A 16,284-nucleotide genomic window follows, 5' to 3' on the forward strand; every position below is an offset into this window, starting at 1 on the left:
AGTAGATCAACTGGCGACGGGCGGGCCACGTGGTCTGTGCCACGTGACCCGCCCGTCGACGGAAGCGCATGCGCGGGGTTACCGCAGGAAGGGGTCCACCGCGACGGCGACGAACAGCAGGGAGACGTAGGTGATGGACCAGTGGAACAGCCGCATCTCCTTGAGCTTGGCGCCGGTCACTCCGGACCTGGCCCGGTTCTGCAGACCGTGCGCCTCCCAGAGCCAGAATCCGCCGGTCACCAGGGCCACCGCCGTGTAGAACCAGCCGGTGTAGCCGAGCGGGGTCAGCAGCAGCGACACCGCCACCATCACCCAGCTGTAGAGGACGATCTGGCGGGCGACCACCTGGTTGGTGGCGATGACGGGAAGCATCGGTACGCCGACCCGGGCGTAGTCCTCCTTCACCTTCATCGACAGCGGCCAGTAATGCGGCGGCGTCCAGAAGAAGATGACGGCGAAGAGAATGACCGCGGCCCACGAGAGGGAATTGGTCACGGCGGACCAGCCGATGAGAACCGGCATGCAGCCGGCGATTCCGCCCCAGACGATGTTCTGCGAGGTACGGCGCTTCAGAAGCATCGTGTAGACGACGACGTAGAAGAGCAGTGCCCCGAGAGCGAGGGCTGCCGAGAGCCAGTTGACGAGCAGGCCGAACCAGACGGTGGAAATCACCGCGAGGGCGATGCCGAATACGAGGCACTCGACGGGACTCACCATGCCGGTGACAAGTGGACGCTGCGACGTACGGTCCATCAGCGCGTCGATGTCGCGGTCGATGTACATGTTCAGCGCGTTGGCACCGCCCGCGGAGAGATATCCGCCGATGGTGGTAGTGAGTACGAGCCACAGGTCTGGCACACCCTGAGCGGCGAGGAACATCACCGGAACGGTGGTGATGAGCAACAGCTCGATGATCCGCGGCTTGGTAAGCGCCACGAATGCCTTGATGCGGGCCCCGAACGGGCGATGGCCCCCTGGGCTCGGAGTCAAGGCGACCCCTGCGGGTCGGGACTCGACGGCCGTCACGCACACCCCTGACAGAGAAATCCCAGCAAGCTCCGGGAGTGAAGTCCCGGTAAAGACTTGCGCGAACCAGACCACTGTAGACGTTGCGGATACACCGCCCTTCGCGGGGGTGGGCTCGTGTTGGGGTGGCGCGGTGATGAACGGGCACCCTCCGTCAGGAGGCGAACTCCGCAGGTCGCCGTCACCCTGGTAACTACTCGAAAGCAGCGCGTTGTGTCGGGGGTAGGCTCGACATCGCCCGGTGCGGTATCAGCCACCGGTTTACGACAGTGGAGAGGAGCCCTGACTCAGGGTGAGCACCAAGCCGACCACCACAGACCTCCAGTGGACCGAATTGGACCAGCGGGCCGTGGACACTGTCCGCGTCCTCGCCGCCGACGCCGTACAGAAGGTCGGAAACGGCCACCCGGGTACGGCGATGAGCCTGGCTCCCGCCGCGTACACCATCTTCCAGAAGGTGATGCGGCACGACCCCGCGGACGCGGAATGGGCCGGACGTGACCGGTTCGTGCTCTCTGCGGGCCACTCCAGCCTGACCCTCTACATCCAGCTCTACCTGGCCGGATACGGCCTTGAGCTCGACGACCTCAAGGCGTTCCGCACCTGGGGTTCCAAGACCCCGGGCCACCCGGAGTACGGCCACACCACGGGCGTGGAGACGACGACCGGGCCGCTCGGCCAGGGTGTCGCCAACGCCGTCGGCATGGCCATGGCGGCCCGCTACGAGCGCGGCCTGTTCGACCCGGACGCGGCCCCCGGCACGTCCCCGTTCGACCACAACATCTACGTCATCGCCGGTGACGGCTGCCTCCAGGAGGGCATCTCCGCGGAGGCGTCCTCGCTGGCCGGGCACCAGAAGCTCGGCAGCCTCGTCATGCTGTGGGACGACAACCACATCTCGATCGAGGGCGACACGGAGACCGCGGTCTCCGAGGACACCCTCAAGCGGTACGAGGCGTACGGCTGGCACGTCCAGCGCGTCGAGCAGCTGCCCAGCGGCGACCTCGACCCGGCGGGCCTCTACAAGGCGCTCCAGGCCGCCAAGGCCGAGACGGAGCGCCCGTCGTTCATCGCGGCCCGCTCGATCATCGCCTGGCCCGCCCCGAACGCCCAGGACACCGAGGCCGCGCACGGCTCGGCGCTCGGCGGCGACGAGGTCGCGGCCACCAAGCGTGTGCTCGGCTTCGACCCCGAGAAGAGCTTCGACGTCGCCGACGAGGTCATCGCGCACACCCGTGAGGCGCTGGACCGCGGCCGTGAGCTCAGGGCCGAGTGGGACAAGTCCCTCGCCGCGTGGCGTACCGCCAACCCGGAGCGCGCCGCGGAGTTCGACCGGATCTCCTCGGGCGAGCTGCCCGAGGGCTGGGAAGAGAAGCTTCCGGTGTTCGAGGCGGGCAAGTCCGTCGCCACCCGCGCGGCCTCCGGCAAGGTGCTCCAGGCCCTGGGCGACGTCATCCCCGAGCTGTGGGGCGGCTCCGCCGACCTGGCGGGCTCGAACAACACGACGATCGACAAGACGTCGTCGTTCCTCCCGGCAGGTAACCCGCTGCCCGGGGCGGACCCGTACGGCCGGACGATCCACTTCGGCATCCGCGAGCACTCCATGGCCGCGGCCATGAACGGCATCGCGCTGCACGGTCACACCCGTATCTACGGCGGCACCTTCCTGGTGTTCTCCGACTACATGCGCAACGCCGTGCGCCTGTCGGCGCTGATGCACCTTCCGGTGACGTACGTGTGGACGCACGACTCGATCGGCCTCGGCGAGGACGGCCCGACCCACCAGCCGGTGGAGCACCTGGCCTCGCTGCGCGCGATCCCGGGCCTGAACGTCGTGCGCCCGGCCGACGCGAACGAGACCACCATCGCCTGGCGCGAGATCCTGCGCCGCTACACCAAGGTGTTCGGCGAGGGTGCCCCGCACGGTCTGGCGCTGACCCGGCAGGGCGTGCCGACGTACGAGGCGAACGAGGACGCCGCCAAGGGCGGTTACGTGCTCTTCGACGCCGAGGGCGGCGAGCCCGAGGTCGTGCTGATCGGCACGGGCTCCGAGGTGCACCTCGCGGTCGGGGCGCGCGAGCAGCTCCAGGCCGCCGGTGTGCCGACGCGTGTCGTGTCGATGCCGTGCGTCGAGTGGTTCGAGGCGCAGGACCAGGCGTACAAGGACAGCGTTCTGCCGCCGTCGGTGAAGGCGCGTGTCGCCGTCGAGGCGGGCATCGGCCTGACCTGGCACCGGTACGTCGGTGACGCCGGCCGGATCGTCTCGCTGGAGCACTTCGGTGCCTCCGCCGACGCGAAGGTCCTCTTCCGCGAGTTCGGCTTCACCGCAGAGCACGTCGCTGCCGCCGCCCGGGAATCCCTCGCCGCCTCCGCGCGCTGACGCAGGTATACGACAGTAGGAGATGCAATACCAATGACAGACGCACTCAAGCGCCTCTCCGACGAGGGCGTGGCGATCTGGCTCGACGACCTCTCGCGCAAGCGGATCACGTCCGGCAACCTCGCCGAGCTGATCGACCAGCAGCACGTGGTGGGTGTCACCACGAACCCGTCGATCTTCCAGAAGGCGATCTCGCACGGTGACGGTTACGAGCAGCAGCTCACCGACCTCGCCGCCCGCAGGGTCACCGTCGACGAGGCCATCCGCATGATCACGACGGTCGACGTCCGCGACGCCGCCGACATCCTGCGTCCGGTCTTCGACGCGACGGACGGCCAGGACGGCCGGGTCTCCATCGAGGTCGACCCGCGCCTGGCGCACAACACCCTGGCCACGGTCGCCGAGGCCAAGCAGCTCGCCTGGCTGGTGGACCGGCCGAACACGCTCATCAAGATCCCGGCGACGAAGGCCGGCCTTCCGGCGATCACCGAGGTCATCGGCCGGGGCATCAGCGTCAACGTGACGCTGATCTTCTCGCTGGAGCGCTACCGCGAGGTCATGGACGCCTACCTGGCGGGCCTGGAGAAGGCGAAGGCCGCGGGCCTGGACCTCTCCAAGATCCACTCGGTCGCCTCCTTCTTCGTGTCCCGCGTGGACACCGAGATCGACAAGCGTCTCGACGCGATCGGCAGCGACGAGGCCAGGGCCGCCAAGGGCAAGTCCGCCCTCGCCAACGCGCGCCTGGCCTACGAGGCGTACGAGGAGGTCTTCGCGGGCGACCGCTGGGCCGCCCTGGACAAGGCGCAGGCCAACAAGCAGCGCCCGCTGTGGGCCTCCACCGGCGTGAAGGACCCGTCCCTCAAGGACACCCTGTACGTCGACGAGCTCGTCGCCCCGAACACGGTCAACACCATGCCGGAGGCCACGCTCGACGCGGTCGCCGACCACGGCGAGATCACCGGCAACACCATCGCGGGCAGCTACGGCCAGGGCCGTGCCGACCTCGAAGCCATCAAGAAGCTCGGGGTCAGCTACGACGACGTCGTCCAGCTCCTCGAGGACGAGGGCGTCGAGAAGTTCGAGGCGGCCTGGATCGACCTGCTCAACTCCACCGAGGCGGAACTCAAGCGCCTCGCCCCTTCGGAGGGCTGACCACCTTGTCTGGTGTTCCCGGAGCCAACCCGCTTCGTGACGCCCAGGACCGACGGCTCCCGCGCATCGCGGGGCCGTCGGGCCTGGTCATCTTTGGCGTCACGGGCGATTTGTCCCGTAAAAAGCTGATGCCCGCTGTCTACGACCTGGCCAACCGCGGCCTGCTGCCGCCGGGCTTCTCGCTCATCGGCTTCGCGCGCCGCGAGTGGCAGAACGAGGACTTCGCACAGGAGGTCCACGACGCCGTCAAGCAGCACGCCCGTACGCCGTTCCGTGAAGAGGTCTGGCAGCAGCTCATCCAGGGGATGCGCTTCGTCCAGGGCAACTTCGACGACGACGAGGCCTTCGAGACCCTGAAGGCCACCATCCAGGAGCTCGACAAGGCACAGGGCACGGGCGGCAACTTCGCCTTCTACCTGTCCGTGCCCCCGAAGTTCTTCCCGCAGGTCGTCCAGCAGCTCAAGAAGCACGGGCTGGCCGACCAGAAGGAAGGCTCCTGGCGGCGTGCCGTCATCGAGAAGCCGTTCGGTCACGACCTCACCAGCGCGCAGGAGCTCAACCAGCTCGTGCACGATGTGTTCCCGCCCAACGAGGTCTTCCGGATCGACCACTACCTGGGCAAGGAGACGGTCCAGAACATCCTGGCGCTGCGCTTCGCCAACACGATGTTCGAGCCCATCTGGAACCGGTCCTACGTCGACCACGTCCAGATCACGATGGCCGAGGACATCGGCATCGGTGGCCGGGCCGGTTACTACGACGGCATCGGCGCGGCCCGTGACGTCATCCAGAACCACCTGCTCCAGCTGCTGGCGCTGACGGCGATGGAGGAGCCCGGCTCCTTCCACCCCAAGGCCCTGGTCGCCGAGAAGCTCAAGGTCCTCACGGCGGTGGAGCTGCCGGACGACCTGGGCAAGCACACCGTGCGCGGCCAGTACGCCCACGCGTGGCAGGGCGGCGAAGAGGTCCTCGGCTATCTGGAGGAGGACGGCATCGACCCCAAGTCGACGACCGACACCTTCGCCGCGATCAAGCTGACGATCAACAACCGCCGGTGGGCGGGCGTTCCGTTCTACCTCCGTACCGGAAAGCGGCTCGGCCGCCGGGTCACGGAGATCGCGGTCGTCTTCAAGCGCGCCCCGTACCTGCCCTTCGAGTCCGGCGCGACCGAGGAGCTGGGCGGCAACGCCCTGGTCATCCGGGTCCAGCCGGACGAGGGCGTGACCGTGCGGTTCGGTTCGAAGGTGCCCGGCACCTCGATGGAGGTCCGGGACGTCACGATGGACTTCGCATACGGCGAGTCCTTCACGGAGTCCAGCCCCGAGGCGTACGAGCGGCTCATCCTCGACGTGCTGCTCGGCGACGCCAACCTCTTCCCCCGCCACCAGGAGGTCGAACTCTCCTGGAACATCCTCGACCCGATCGAGGAGTACTGGGACAAGCACGGCAAGCCCGCTCAGTACGCGGCCGGCACCTGGGGTCCGGCCGAGGCTGACGAGATGCTCGCACGCGACGGACGGAGCTGGCGCCGGCCATGAAGATCGATCTCACGGAAACCACGTCCAGCAAGATCAATCAGGCGCTCGTGTCGGCCCGCCGTGCCATCGGCACGCCGGCCATCGGCATGGTGCTCACCCTCGTCATCGTCACCGACGAGGAGAACGCGTACGACGCCCTCAAGGCGGCGAGCGACTCCTCCCGCGAGCACCCCTCGCGGATCATCGCGGTGATCAAGCGGGTCAGCCGTTCACCGCGCAGCCGGCGTGACGCTCGGCTCGACGCCGAGGTGCGGGTCGGTTCCGACTCGGGCACCGGTGAGACCGTCGTCCTGCGGCTGCACGGCGAACTGGCCAACCACGCCCAGTCGGTGGTCCTGCCGCTCCTGCTGCCGGACGCACCCGTCGTGCTGTGGTGGCCGCAGGACGCGCCCGCCGACCCGGCGAAGGACCCGCTGGGCGCGCTGGCCCAGCGCCGCATCACGGACACCTACTCGGCGGCCCGGCCGCTCGACGAGCTGGCCGTGCGCGGAGCGACGTACAGCCCCGGCGACACCGACCTGGCGTGGACCCGCATCACGCCGTGGCGTTCCATGCTGGCCGCCGCGCTCGACCAGCAGGCCGCGGAGGTCGTGGCCGCCACGGTCGAGGGCGAGTCGGACAACCCGAGCTGCGAGCTGCTCGCCATGTGGCTCGCGGACCGGCTCGGCGTCCCGGTGGAGCGGACGCACTCCGGCGGTCCCGGTCTGACGGCCGTCCGCATGGAGACCAGGAACGGCGTCATCACGCTGCACCGGCCCGACGGTTCGCTGGCCACGCTCTCCATGCAGGGGCAGCCGGACCGCGGAGTGGCGCTCAAGCGGCGGGAGACAGCCGAACTCCTCGCGGAGGAGCTGCGGCGCCTCGACCCGGACAACACCTACGCCTCGGCGGTGAAGTTCGGCCTCGAAAGGCTGGGCAGCACCGCGGCGAAGCCTGCGGAGTCCGGGGAGGCCGGGGAGTCCGGGGAGAAGCCCGCCTCCGCCACCCCGGCGGCCACGGCGACGGCCGCCAAGAAGGCCGCCGCCAAGAGGGCGGCGTCGAAGTGAACGCTCCCCAACTGGTCGTGCACCGCGACAAGGAGCTGATGGCGCAGGCCGCGGCGGCCCGGCTGATCACGAAGGTCGTGGACGCCCAGGCCGCGCGCGGACACGCCTCGGTGGTGCTGACCGGCGGGCGCAACGGCAACGGCCTGCTGGCCGCGCTCGCCGCCACGCCCGCGCGGGACGCGATCGACTGGTCGCGGCTCGACCTCTGGTGGGGCGACGAGCGTTTCCTGCCCGAGGGCGATCCGGAGCGCAACGTCACGCAGGCCCGCGAGGCCCTGCTGGACTCGGTGGCGCTCGACCCGTCCCGGGTGCACGCGATGCCCGCTTCGGACGGCCCGTACGGGGACGACGCGGACGCGGCCGCCGCGGGGTACGCGGCCGAACTCGCCGCGGCTTCGGGGCCGGAGAACCACGGCCCCGTGCCGGCGTTCGACGTACTGATGCTGGGCGTCGGACCGGACACGCATGTCGCGTCCCTCTTCCCGGAGCTGCCCGCGGTACGGGAGACCGAGCGCACCGTCGTCGGTGTGCACGGTGCGCCCAAGCCGCCGCCGACCCGCGTCTCGCTCACGCTGCCCGCCATCCGGGCGGCGCGCGAGGTGTGGCTGCTGGCGGCGGGCGAGGACAAGGCGGAGGCCGCGGCCATCGCCCTGTCCGGCGCCGGGGAGATCCAGGCCCCGGCCGCGGGAGCGTACGGGCGCAGCCGCACCCTGTGGCTGCTGGACGCGGCGGCGGCCTCGCGGCTGCCGCGAGCGCTCTACCCGCCGGCCTCTCCCTGAGAGGCTGTCAGCAAGGTTGTACGGAGGCCCGTTTCGCTCTCAGGAGCGGGCCGGGCCTCCGTCATGAAAGCCTCGGACCATGATGCGTATCGGAACCGTGGTGATGGGGACGTCGGACGTACGGCGCGCGGCGTCGTTCTGGAAGTCGGCGCTCGGCTATGTGGAGCGCGAACCGCTGGAGGACGACTGGGTGGTCCTGGTCCCGGCGGGGGGAACCGGCGTGGGGCTGGCCCTGGGGCGCAGTGAGTCGCCCGTGCAGGAGGTCCCCCGGGTCCATCTCGACCTGTACACCGACGAGCAGGACACCGAGGTGGAGCGCCTGCTCGCGCTCGGGGCGGCCCGGGTGGCCTGGGAGCTCTACCCGCAGGACCCGGATTTCGTGGTGCTCGCGGACACGGAGGGAAATCGCTTCTGCGTCATCGACACGACGCACGGCCTGACCGGGGAGGATATCGTCGCGGCCATCCCCTAGCTAGGACCTCTCCAGGAACGGCTCCAGCAGGCCAGGCACGGCCTCGGCGGCGAAGTCGAGGCCCTCGGAGGCGTCGGTGTCGTACGCCGTGTACGCACCCGCTCCCGCGGCTGTCGTGGCGGTGACGCTGAGGAGCCCGGCCCGCCGCTGGAAGTACGACTGCCGCACCGTCCAGCCGATCACTCCGGCCCGTTCCAGCGCGGCCGTGGAGCGCCGGAGCGTGCCGGAGCGGGTCACCAGGTAGGCGCCGCCGACGGCGTGTCCGAGGGCACGGTACGCGTCGAGGGCGAGGAGGACGGCGAGCGGCAGGAAGACCACCGCGCAGGCCAGGGCGATCCCGAGCAGGACGGGCGTCAGCAGCGCGCCGAGGACGGCCAGGACCGCCACCGGGACCAGTACGCTCCACAGGGCCCAGCCGAGCCGTCGGCGGCGGGCGGCGCGCGGGTGGCCGGTCAGTGCGGTGCCCGTGGGGGTCACCCGCTCGCGCAGGACATCGGCGGCGACCGTGTCGGCCAGCGCGCGGGGCACGGCGGGCAGCAGGGTGTTGTGGGCGCCGTGCTGTTCCTCGTCGTCCTTGGCCAGGCCCGTCGTGATCGCGTCCAGCCGGGCGGCGCCCATCAGCCGTACTCCGAGCGGCTCCACGAGGTCGACCCCGCGCAGCCGGCGTTCCTCGATGGAGACCGACCGGGAGGTGAAGAGCCCGCGGCGGACCCGCAGGGTGCCACCCGGTTCACGCTCCAGCCGGTAGCTCCACCACATCTCGACCCAGAGTGCGAGCGCGCCGACGACGCCCGCGACGACGACGGCGACGACCAGGACGAGGACCGTCCAGAGCAGCGGGGTGTCGCGGAACAGGTCTCCGATCCAGGCGATCACCTGCCCCTGCGCCCCGGCCCACTCGCTGACCTGCATCACGGCCCCGGCCGCCGCACCGCCCAGCATGGGGGCGACGAAGGACACCGGGGCGTATCTGATCCACCGGAGGTTCAGTGCGCTCAGTTCGCCCTCGCGGTGGCTGCCCGTCGCACCGGTGGCCGCGCGCTCCAGGAGCAGGCGGCGCAGCCGCTCGCCCTCGGCGCGGGTGACCGGGTCGAGCTCCAGCGTCGAGTCGCTGCCCGCGTGCTCGCCCGTGCCGATCCGGACCGTGACGAGCCCGAGCAGGCGCAGCAGCGGGCGGGCCGTGAGGTCGACGCTGCGGATGCGTTCCTGGGCCAGCGAGCGCTCCTTCACGAGCAGGAGGCCGGTGCGCAGGGCGACGCGCTCGGCGCCGACGCGGTAGCGGGTGCGGCGCCAGCGCACGTAGTCGACCCCCGCCGAGCAGACGGTGAGCACGACGACGGCGGCCGGCACCCAGACCAGGGCCCTGCCGGTCCCGAAGCGTCCGGCGAGCGCGAGGGCGACCGGTACGGCCGCCCCCAGCAGCACCCCCGCCGTGACGAGTGCGGTGACCAGGACCGTACGCCGGTCGAGGCGCCGCCAGTCGTCGGCGGGGGTGCTCATGTGGCGTCCCCGGGGGTGTCCTGCGTGATCCGGGTCAGCCGCTCGGCCAGTTCCGCCGCCACCTCGTGGTCGAGGCCCTCGATCCGCACCGCGCCCTTGGCGGATGCGGTGGTGACGGTGACCGTGGCCAGCCTCCAGAGCTGTTCCAGCGGGCCGCGCACGGTGTCCACGGTCTGGATCCGGGACATCGGCGCGATCCGCCACTCCTGCCGGAAGACTCCCGTCCGGACGTACACCGCTTCGTCGGTGACTTCCCAGCGGTGCGTCCGGAACCACCAGAGGGGGAAGAGGACGGCACAGACCGGACCGGCGACCGCCAGGACGGCGGCGGCCGTCAGCAGCCAGAACCGGGCGGGCCCGACGAACGCGCCGAGCACACCCAGCACCAGCACGGGCACCGCGGTCAGCAGCAGCCACTGGGCCCGCCACCAGCCGACGGCCCTGCGGTCCAGCGTGTTGCGCGGCGGCCGCAGCCGTACCGTCCCCTCCCCCGTCATCACGCCGCTCAGCGTCCCCGCAGGGAGCGGTAGGCGGCGACGAGCGCGGCGGTGGAGCTGTCGAGCTGCTCCCCGCCGGTGCCCTCGGTCAGGACCGGCTCGATCTTCTTGGCGAGGACCTTGCCGAGCTCGACGCCCCACTGGTCGAAGGAGTCGATGTTCCAGACGGCGCCCTGGACGAAGACCTTGTGCTCGTACAGCGCGATGAGCTGGCCGAGCACCGACGGGGTCAGCCTGTCGGCGAGGATGGTCGTCGTCGGGTGGTTGCCGCGGAACGTCTTGTGCGGCACCAGCTCCTCGGGCACGCCCTCCGCGCGGACCTCGTCCGGCGTCCTGCCGAAGGCCAGCGCCTGGGTCTGGGCGAAGAAGTTGGCCATCAGCAGATCGTGCTGGGCGACCAGTCCGGGCAGCAGGTCGTATACCGGCTCGGCGAAGCCGATGAAGTCGGCGGGGATGACCTTGGTGCCCTGGTGGATCAACTGGTAGTAGGCGTGCTGCCCGTTGGTCCCGGGCGTGCCCCAGACGACCGGGCCGGTCTGCCACTCCACCGGATTGCCGTCCCGGTCCACGGACTTGCCGTTGGACTCCATGTCCAGCTGCTGCAAGTACGCGGTGAACTTGGACAGGTAGTGGCTGTAGGGCAGCACGGCATGCGACTGGGCGTCGAAGAATCCGCCGTACCAGACGCCCAGCAGGCCGAGCAGCAGCGGGGCGTTCTCCTCGGCCGGGGCGTTGCGGAAGTGCTCGTCGACGAGGTGGAAGCCGTCGAGCATCTCGCGGAAGCGGTCCGGGCCGATGGCGATCATCAGGGAGAGACCGATCGCCGAGTCGTACGAGTAACGCCCGCCGACCCAGTCCCAGAACTCGAACATGTTGGCCGTGTCGATGCCGAAGTCGGCGACCTTGCCGGCGTTGGTCGACAGCGCCACGAAGTGCTTGGCGACGGCTTCCTGACCGGCCCTCAGACCGGTGAGCAGCCAGTCGCGGGCCGAGGTGGCGTTGGTGATGGTCTCGATCGTGGTGAACGTCTTCGAGGCGATGACGAACAGCGTCTCGGCCGGGTCCAGGCCCTGCAGGGCCTCGTGGAGGTCGGCTCCGTCGACGTTCGACACGAAGCGCAGGGTGAGCGAACGGTCCGTGAAGGACCGCAGCACCTCGTACGCCATGGCGGGACCGAGGTCGGAGCCGCCGATGCCGATGTTCACGATGTTCTTGATGGGCCTGCCGGTGTGGCCGGTCCACTCCCCCGACCTGACGCGGTCGGAGAACGCCGCCATCCTGTCCAGGACGGCGTGCACGGCCGGCACCACGTTCTCGCCGTCGACCTCGATCACGGCGGAGCGCGGAGCGCGGAGCGCGGTGTGCAGTACGGCGCGGTCCTCGGTCGTGTTGATCTTCTCGCCGCGGAACATCGCGTCCCGCAGCTCCGCGACACCGGTGGCGGCGGCGAGCTCGCGCAGCAGGCGGAGCGTCTCGTCGGTGACCAGGTTCTTGGAGTAGTCGACGAGGAGGTCGCCGACCCGGAGGGAGTAGTCCGTTCCGCGGTCCGGTGCGTCGGCGAACAGCTGTCGCAGCTGGGTCCCGCCGAGTTCCTCACGGTGCTTGCCCAGAGCCGTCCACTCGGGCGTCTGATTGAGCTTCGTTCGGCTTTGTGCGTTCATCCCGGGTATCAGCCCACTTCTTCTCGTACCTGCGCATGCCCCGCTGCCCCTCCAACCTAATTGATCCGAGGGGTGTGCGGCGCGAGGGCACTGTGCGGCACGGGGAAAGCGGTCCGGCCGGGCACCCCTGGGGTGACCGGCCGGTGAACAACTTCTAGATTTCGCCGCGGAGTTTCGCGAGTGCTTCGGCAAGAATGGCCTCGCCGTCCGCGTCGCTGCGCCGCTCACGTACATACGCCAGATGCGTCTTGTACGGCTCGGTGCGCGGCGGGTCGGGCGGGCTGTCCCGGTCCTGGCCGGCCGGGAAGCCGCAGCGCGGGCAGTCCCAAGTCTCCGGTACCTGCGCGTCATGGGCGAAGCTCGGCTGCGTCTCGTGCCCGTTCGAGCACCAGAAGGAGATGCGGAGGCGCGGCGCGGACTCGCCCCGCTCGGCCTCCCCCATCGGCCCCGCTCCGACCCGGCTTCCCCGGATCGCGTTGCCACTTGCCACGGTCGTAACTCCCTGCGTGATGGTGCTCGAAGATGCCCCAGTCTACGTAAGGCCCAACGCGCGTCCAGTGATTGGAGTTACACCCTCACCGGGAATCGCGGACGCCGGGTCAGTTGTCCAGCTTCATCAGCAGACCAAGTACAACAATGCATGCGAACCACGCCAGACCGACCACCACGGTGATGCGGTCGAGGTTGCGCTCGGCGACCGAGGAGCCACCGACGGACGACTGCATACCGCCACCGAACATGTCGGAGAGGCCGCCGCCCTTTCCCTTGTGCATCAGCACCAGCAGCATCAGCAGCAGGCTGAAGACGATCAGGGCGATCGAGAACCCCATAATCACGGCTGGTCCCTACTTTCCGGAATTCCCTTGGACTGCACATACGGACAACGGGGGCCGGAGGGGTACCCCCCCTCGGCCCCCGCTAGGGTACGACGGATCGGCGCTACCGCATACTCACTGGTCGCGGAAGCGGACGATCTTGACGAACTCCTCGGCGTCCAGCGCCGCGCCTCCGACCAGTGCGCCGTCGACGTCGGGCTGCGCCATGATGGCCGCCACGTTGCCGGACTTCACGGAGCCGCCGTACTGGATGCGGACGGCGTCCGCCAGCTCCTGCGAGTACAGCTCGGCGAGCCGGCCACGGATCGCTCCGCACACCTCCTGGGCGTCCTCGGGGGTGGCGACCTCGCCGGTCCCGATGGCCCAGACCGGCTCGTACGCGATCACGATGGACTCGGCCTGCTCGGCGGGGATGTCCTTGAGGGCGCCGGTGAGCTGCGCGAGGGTGTAGGAGACCTGGTCACCGGCCTTGCGGATGTCCAGGCCCTCGCCGACGCAGAGGATCGGGGTCAGGCCGTGCCTGTACGCGGCCTTCACCTTGGCGTTGCAGATCTCGTCGTTCTCGCCGTGGTACTGCCGGCGCTCGCTGTGGCCGACGGCCACGTACGTGCACTTCAGCTTGGCGAGCATGGCGCCGGAGATCTCACCCGTGTACGCACCGGATTCGTGCGCCGAGATGTCCTGGGCGCCGTACTTGATCTTCAGCTTGTCGCCGTCCACCAGCGTCTGCACGGAGCGCAGGTCGGTGAAGGGCGGCAGGACGGCGACCTCTACGGCGTCGTAGTCCTTGTCGGCCAGGGCGAAAGCGAGCTTCTGGGTGTGGGCGATGGCCTCGAGGTGGTTGAGGTTCATCTTCCAGTTGCCCGCCATCAGCGGGGTGCGGGTAGTCATTGAGTGTCAGTCCTCCAGTGCGGCGAGGCCGGGAAGCGTCTTGCCCTCGAGGTATTCGAGGCTGGCGCCGCCACCGGTCGAGATATGGCCGAATGCATTCTCGTCGAAGCCCAGGATGCGCACGGCGGCGGCACTGTCTCCGCCGCCGACGACGCTGAATCCCGGGGAGTCGACGAGGGCCTGGGCGACCGCCTTGGTGCCCTCGGCGTAGTCGGGGTGCTCGAAGACACCCATGGGACCGTTCCAGAAGACCGTGGCCGCGCCGGCGAGCTTCTCGGCGTACAGCCTGTTGGTCTCGGGGCCGTTGTCCAGGCCCATCGCACCGGCCGGGATGGCGTCAGCGGCCACCGTGGTGGGGTGGCTCGGGGCCTTGGTCTTCAGGTCCGGGAACTGCTCGGAGACGACGACGTCGACGGGGAGGACGAACTCCACGCCCTTCTCCTCGGCCCGCTTCAGATACGTCAGCACCGCCGGAATCTGGTCCTCCTGCAGGAGGGAGCTGCCGACCTCGTGGCCCTGGGCCTTGAGGAAGGTGTACGCCATGCCGCCGCCGATGAGGATGCGGTCGGCCCGCTCCAGGAGGTGGTCGATGACGCCGAGCTTGTCGGAGACCTTGGAGCCGCCGAGGACGACGGCGTAGGGGCGCTCGACGTCCTCGGTGAGCTTCTTCAGGACGCCGACCTCGGTGGCGATCAGATCGCCCGCCGCGTGCGGCAGCCGGGCCGGGAGGTCGAAGACCGAGGCGTGCTTGCGGTGGACGGCACCGAAGCCGTCGCCCACGTACAGATCGGCGAGCTCGGCGAGCTGGTCGGCGAAGGCGCCGCGCTCGGCGTCGTCCTTCGACGTCTCGCCGGCGTTGAAGCGCAGGTTCTCGATGACGGCGACCTGGCCGTCGGTGAGAGCGGCGGCCGTGGACCGGGCGGATTCGCCGACGGTGTCGGTCGCGAAGGCGACATCGGTTCCGAGCAGCTCACCGAGGCGCGCGGCTGCGGGCGCGAGCGAGAACGCCGGGTCGGGGGCACCCTTGGGGCGGCCGAGGTGCGAGGCGACGATGACGCGCGCGCCGGCTGCGGCAAGTTTGGCGACCGTGGGCGCGACGGCGCGGATGCGGCCGTCGTCCGTGATCGTGGTGCCGTCGAGCGGCACGTTGAGGTCGGCGCGGACGAATACCCGCTTGCCCGCGACCCCTTCGGCGAGAAGTTCGTCGATCGTCTTCATCTGTTTCCGGTACTCCTTGGAAGGACGAGAGAGCATGCAACGGGGCTCGAACGGCGCCGCGTTGCGCCGTCCGAGCCCCACGCTCACATCGAGTTGCCTGCCACTCCGAGGATCAGAGCTGGCCGCCGACGAATTCGGTCAGGTCGACGAGACGGTTGGAGTAGCCCCACTCGTTGTCGTACCAGCCGAGGATCTTCACCGTCTTGCCCTCCTGAACCATCGTCATCGACGAGTCGAAGGTGCAGGACGCCGGGTCACCGACGATGTCCGAGGATACGATCGGGTCCTCGGTGTACGCGAGGTACCCCTTGAGGTCGCCGTCGTCGGACGCCTTCTTGAACGCGGCGTTGACCTCGTCCTTGGTGACCTCGCGCGAGAGCTCGACGACCAGGTCGGTGGCCGAGCCGGTCGGGACCGGCACGCGCATCGCGATGCCGTCGAGCTTGCCCTTGAGCTGCGGCAGGACCAGAGCGGTGGCCTTGGCGGCACCGGTCGTGGTCGGGATGATGTTCTCGGCGGCGGCGCGGGCGCGACGCAGGTCCGAGTGCGGGAAGTCCAGGATCCGCTGGTCGTTCGTGTACGCGTGGACCGTCGTCATCAGGCCCTTGACGATGCCGAAGTTCTCGTCGAGAACCTTGGCCATCGGCGCCACACAGTTGGTGGTGCAGGAGGCGTTGGAGATGACGTTGTGCTTGGCGGCGTCGTACTTCTCCTGGTTGACGCCCATCACGATCGTGATGTCCTCGTCCTTGGCCGGAGCCGAGATGAGGACCTTCTTGGCGCCACCGGCGATGTGCTTCTCGGCGTCGGCCTTCTTCGTGAAGATGCCGGTCGACTCGATCACGATGTCGACGCCCAGCTCGCCCCAGGGCAGGTCGGCGGGGTTGCGCTCGGAGAGCACCTTGATGGTGTGACCGTCGACGGTGATGGTGTCGGCGGTGTGGCTGACCTCTGCCTTCAGACGACCCAGAATGGTGTCGTACTTCAGCAGGTGGGCCGTGGTCGCAGTGTCACCCAGGTCGTTGACAGCCACGATCTCGATGTCCGCACCCTGCTCCAGCAGCGCGCGGAAGTAGTTACGTCCGATGCGGCCAAAGCCGTTGATGCCTACGCGGATCGTCACGAACCGATCTCCTCGTTAGGTACGCCGGTTTTCGACGCCGGCGAGTTGTATAGGGATGTCCCCGACCGCCTCCGACCCTACCCCTCCGGGGACCGGGAAGTGACATCGAGAGGGGCCGGACGAGGCCGGGAAGTCCGTACTCCCCAGTAGGAGTACGGACCTCCG

Annotated in this window: 15 protein-coding genes; 6 read left to right on the top strand and 9 right to left on the bottom strand. The window is 69.5% G+C overall.

The features are described 5' to 3' along the window. Nucleotides 1–78: 78 nt before the first annotated feature. A complete protein-coding gene (locus ACFWSK_RS10445; protein ID WP_383783471.1) occupies nt 79–1,032 on the bottom strand; it encodes a heme o synthase in 954 nt (317 codons plus the stop codon). A 286-nt stretch (nt 1,033–1,318) separates the two neighbouring features. On the opposite strand from ACFWSK_RS10445, the gene tkt reads away from it, so the two are divergent. From tkt to ACFWSK_RS10475, 6 genes are all read left to right on the top strand, one after another. Then, entirely contained in the window at nt 1,319–3,406 is a 2,088-nt protein-coding gene (tkt, locus tag ACFWSK_RS10450; protein ID WP_383783472.1) for a transketolase, read from the top strand. Between the two features lie 33 nt (nt 3,407–3,439). Further along, nucleotides 3,440–4,558 (top strand): transaldolase, encoded by a 1,119-nt coding sequence (tal, locus tag ACFWSK_RS10455; protein ID WP_383783473.1) that lies wholly within the window; start codon nt 3,440–3,442, stop codon nt 4,556–4,558. Between the two features lie 5 nt (nt 4,559–4,563). After that, entirely contained in the window at nt 4,564–6,096 is a 1,533-nt protein-coding gene (gene zwf, locus ACFWSK_RS10460) for a glucose-6-phosphate dehydrogenase (protein ID WP_383783474.1), read from the top strand. Beyond that, the gene (gene opcA / locus ACFWSK_RS10465; RefSeq protein ID WP_383783475.1) at nt 6,093–7,142 is read left to right on the top strand and encodes a glucose-6-phosphate dehydrogenase assembly protein OpcA; all 1,050 of its coding nucleotides are present in this window, start codon (nt 6,093–6,095) and stop codon (nt 7,140–7,142) included. The genes zwf and opcA overlap by 4 nt, the downstream gene beginning before the upstream one ends. Continuing rightward, the gene (pgl, locus tag ACFWSK_RS10470) at nt 7,139–7,921 is read left to right on the top strand and encodes a 6-phosphogluconolactonase (protein ID WP_383783476.1); all 783 of its coding nucleotides are present in this window, start codon (nt 7,139–7,141) and stop codon (nt 7,919–7,921) included. The genes opcA and pgl overlap by 4 nt, the downstream gene beginning before the upstream one ends. A 79-nt stretch (nt 7,922–8,000) precedes the next feature. Beyond that, the gene (locus ACFWSK_RS10475; RefSeq protein ID WP_383783477.1) at nt 8,001–8,393 is read left to right on the top strand and encodes a VOC family protein; all 393 of its coding nucleotides are present in this window, start codon (nt 8,001–8,003) and stop codon (nt 8,391–8,393) included. Here the strand turns inward: ACFWSK_RS10475 and ACFWSK_RS10480 are convergent, their stop codons facing one another. The 8 genes from ACFWSK_RS10480 to gap form a co-directional block, all read right to left on the bottom strand. Beyond that, nucleotides 8,394–9,893, bottom strand: coding sequence for a PH domain-containing protein (locus ACFWSK_RS10480; RefSeq protein ID WP_383783478.1), 1,500 nt, complete (start codon nt 9,891–9,893; stop codon nt 8,394–8,396). Next, nucleotides 9,890–10,393, bottom strand: coding sequence for a PH domain-containing protein (locus tag ACFWSK_RS10485; protein ID WP_383783479.1), 504 nt, complete (start codon nt 10,391–10,393; stop codon nt 9,890–9,892). Before ACFWSK_RS10485 ends, ACFWSK_RS10480 begins: the two co-directional genes overlap by 4 nt. A 5-nt stretch (nt 10,394–10,398) precedes the next feature. Next, nucleotides 10,399–12,051: a glucose-6-phosphate isomerase gene (gene pgi, locus ACFWSK_RS10490; RefSeq protein WP_383783480.1), complete on the bottom strand. Its 1,653-nt coding sequence runs from the start codon at nt 12,049–12,051 to the stop codon at nt 10,399–10,401. A gap of 154 nt (nt 12,052–12,205) precedes the next feature. Beyond that, entirely contained in the window at nt 12,206–12,541 is a 336-nt protein-coding gene (locus ACFWSK_RS10495; protein ID WP_136207022.1) for an RNA polymerase-binding protein RbpA, read from the bottom strand. A 109-nt stretch (nt 12,542–12,650) separates the two neighbouring features. Then, a complete protein-coding gene (secG, locus tag ACFWSK_RS10500; protein WP_362842466.1) occupies nt 12,651–12,881 on the bottom strand; it encodes a preprotein translocase subunit SecG in 231 nt (76 codons plus the stop codon). 120 nt (nt 12,882–13,001) lie between these two features. Then, entirely contained in the window at nt 13,002–13,778 is a 777-nt protein-coding gene (gene tpiA / locus ACFWSK_RS10505; protein WP_383783481.1) for a triose-phosphate isomerase, read from the bottom strand. A gap of 6 nt (nt 13,779–13,784) precedes the next feature. Then, nucleotides 13,785–14,996, bottom strand: coding sequence for a phosphoglycerate kinase (locus tag ACFWSK_RS10510; protein WP_383783482.1), 1,212 nt, complete (start codon nt 14,994–14,996; stop codon nt 13,785–13,787). Between the two features lie 112 nt (nt 14,997–15,108). Beyond that, entirely contained in the window at nt 15,109–16,119 is a 1,011-nt protein-coding gene (gene gap, locus ACFWSK_RS10515; protein WP_383783483.1) for a type I glyceraldehyde-3-phosphate dehydrogenase, read from the bottom strand. Nucleotides 16,120–16,284: the final 165 nt, after the last annotated feature.

This window comes from Streptomyces sp. NPDC058620 (assembly GCF_042717135.1).
Classification (GTDB): domain Bacteria; phylum Actinomycetota; class Actinomycetes; order Streptomycetales; family Streptomycetaceae; genus Streptomyces.

Bases quoted from the DNA above. Each gene is read 5' to 3' on its own strand.
- tal (WP_383783473.1), top strand. From the start codon at position 3,440: ATGACAGACGCACTCAAGCGCCTCTCCGACGAGGGCGTGGCGATCTGG.
- opcA (WP_383783475.1), top strand. From the start codon at position 6,093: ATGAAGATCGATCTCACGGAAACCACGTCCAGCAAGATCAATCAGGCG.
- ACFWSK_RS10475 (WP_383783477.1), top strand. From the start codon at position 8,001: ATGATGCGTATCGGAACCGTGGTGATGGGGACGTCGGACGTACGGCGC.
- ACFWSK_RS10480 (WP_383783478.1), bottom strand. From the start codon at position 9,893: ATGAGCACCCCCGCCGACGACTGGCGGCGCCTCGACCGGCGTACGGTC.
- pgi (WP_383783480.1), bottom strand. From the start codon at position 12,051: ATGAACGCACAAAGCCGAACGAAGCTCAATCAGACGCCCGAGTGGACG.
- secG (WP_362842466.1), bottom strand. From the start codon at position 12,881: ATGGGGTTCTCGATCGCCCTGATCGTCTTCAGCCTGCTGCTGATGCTG.
- tpiA (WP_383783481.1), bottom strand. From the start codon at position 13,778: ATGACTACCCGCACCCCGCTGATGGCGGGCAACTGGAAGATGAACCTC.
- ACFWSK_RS10510 (WP_383783482.1), bottom strand. From the start codon at position 14,996: ATGAAGACGATCGACGAACTTCTCGCCGAAGGGGTCGCGGGCAAGCGG.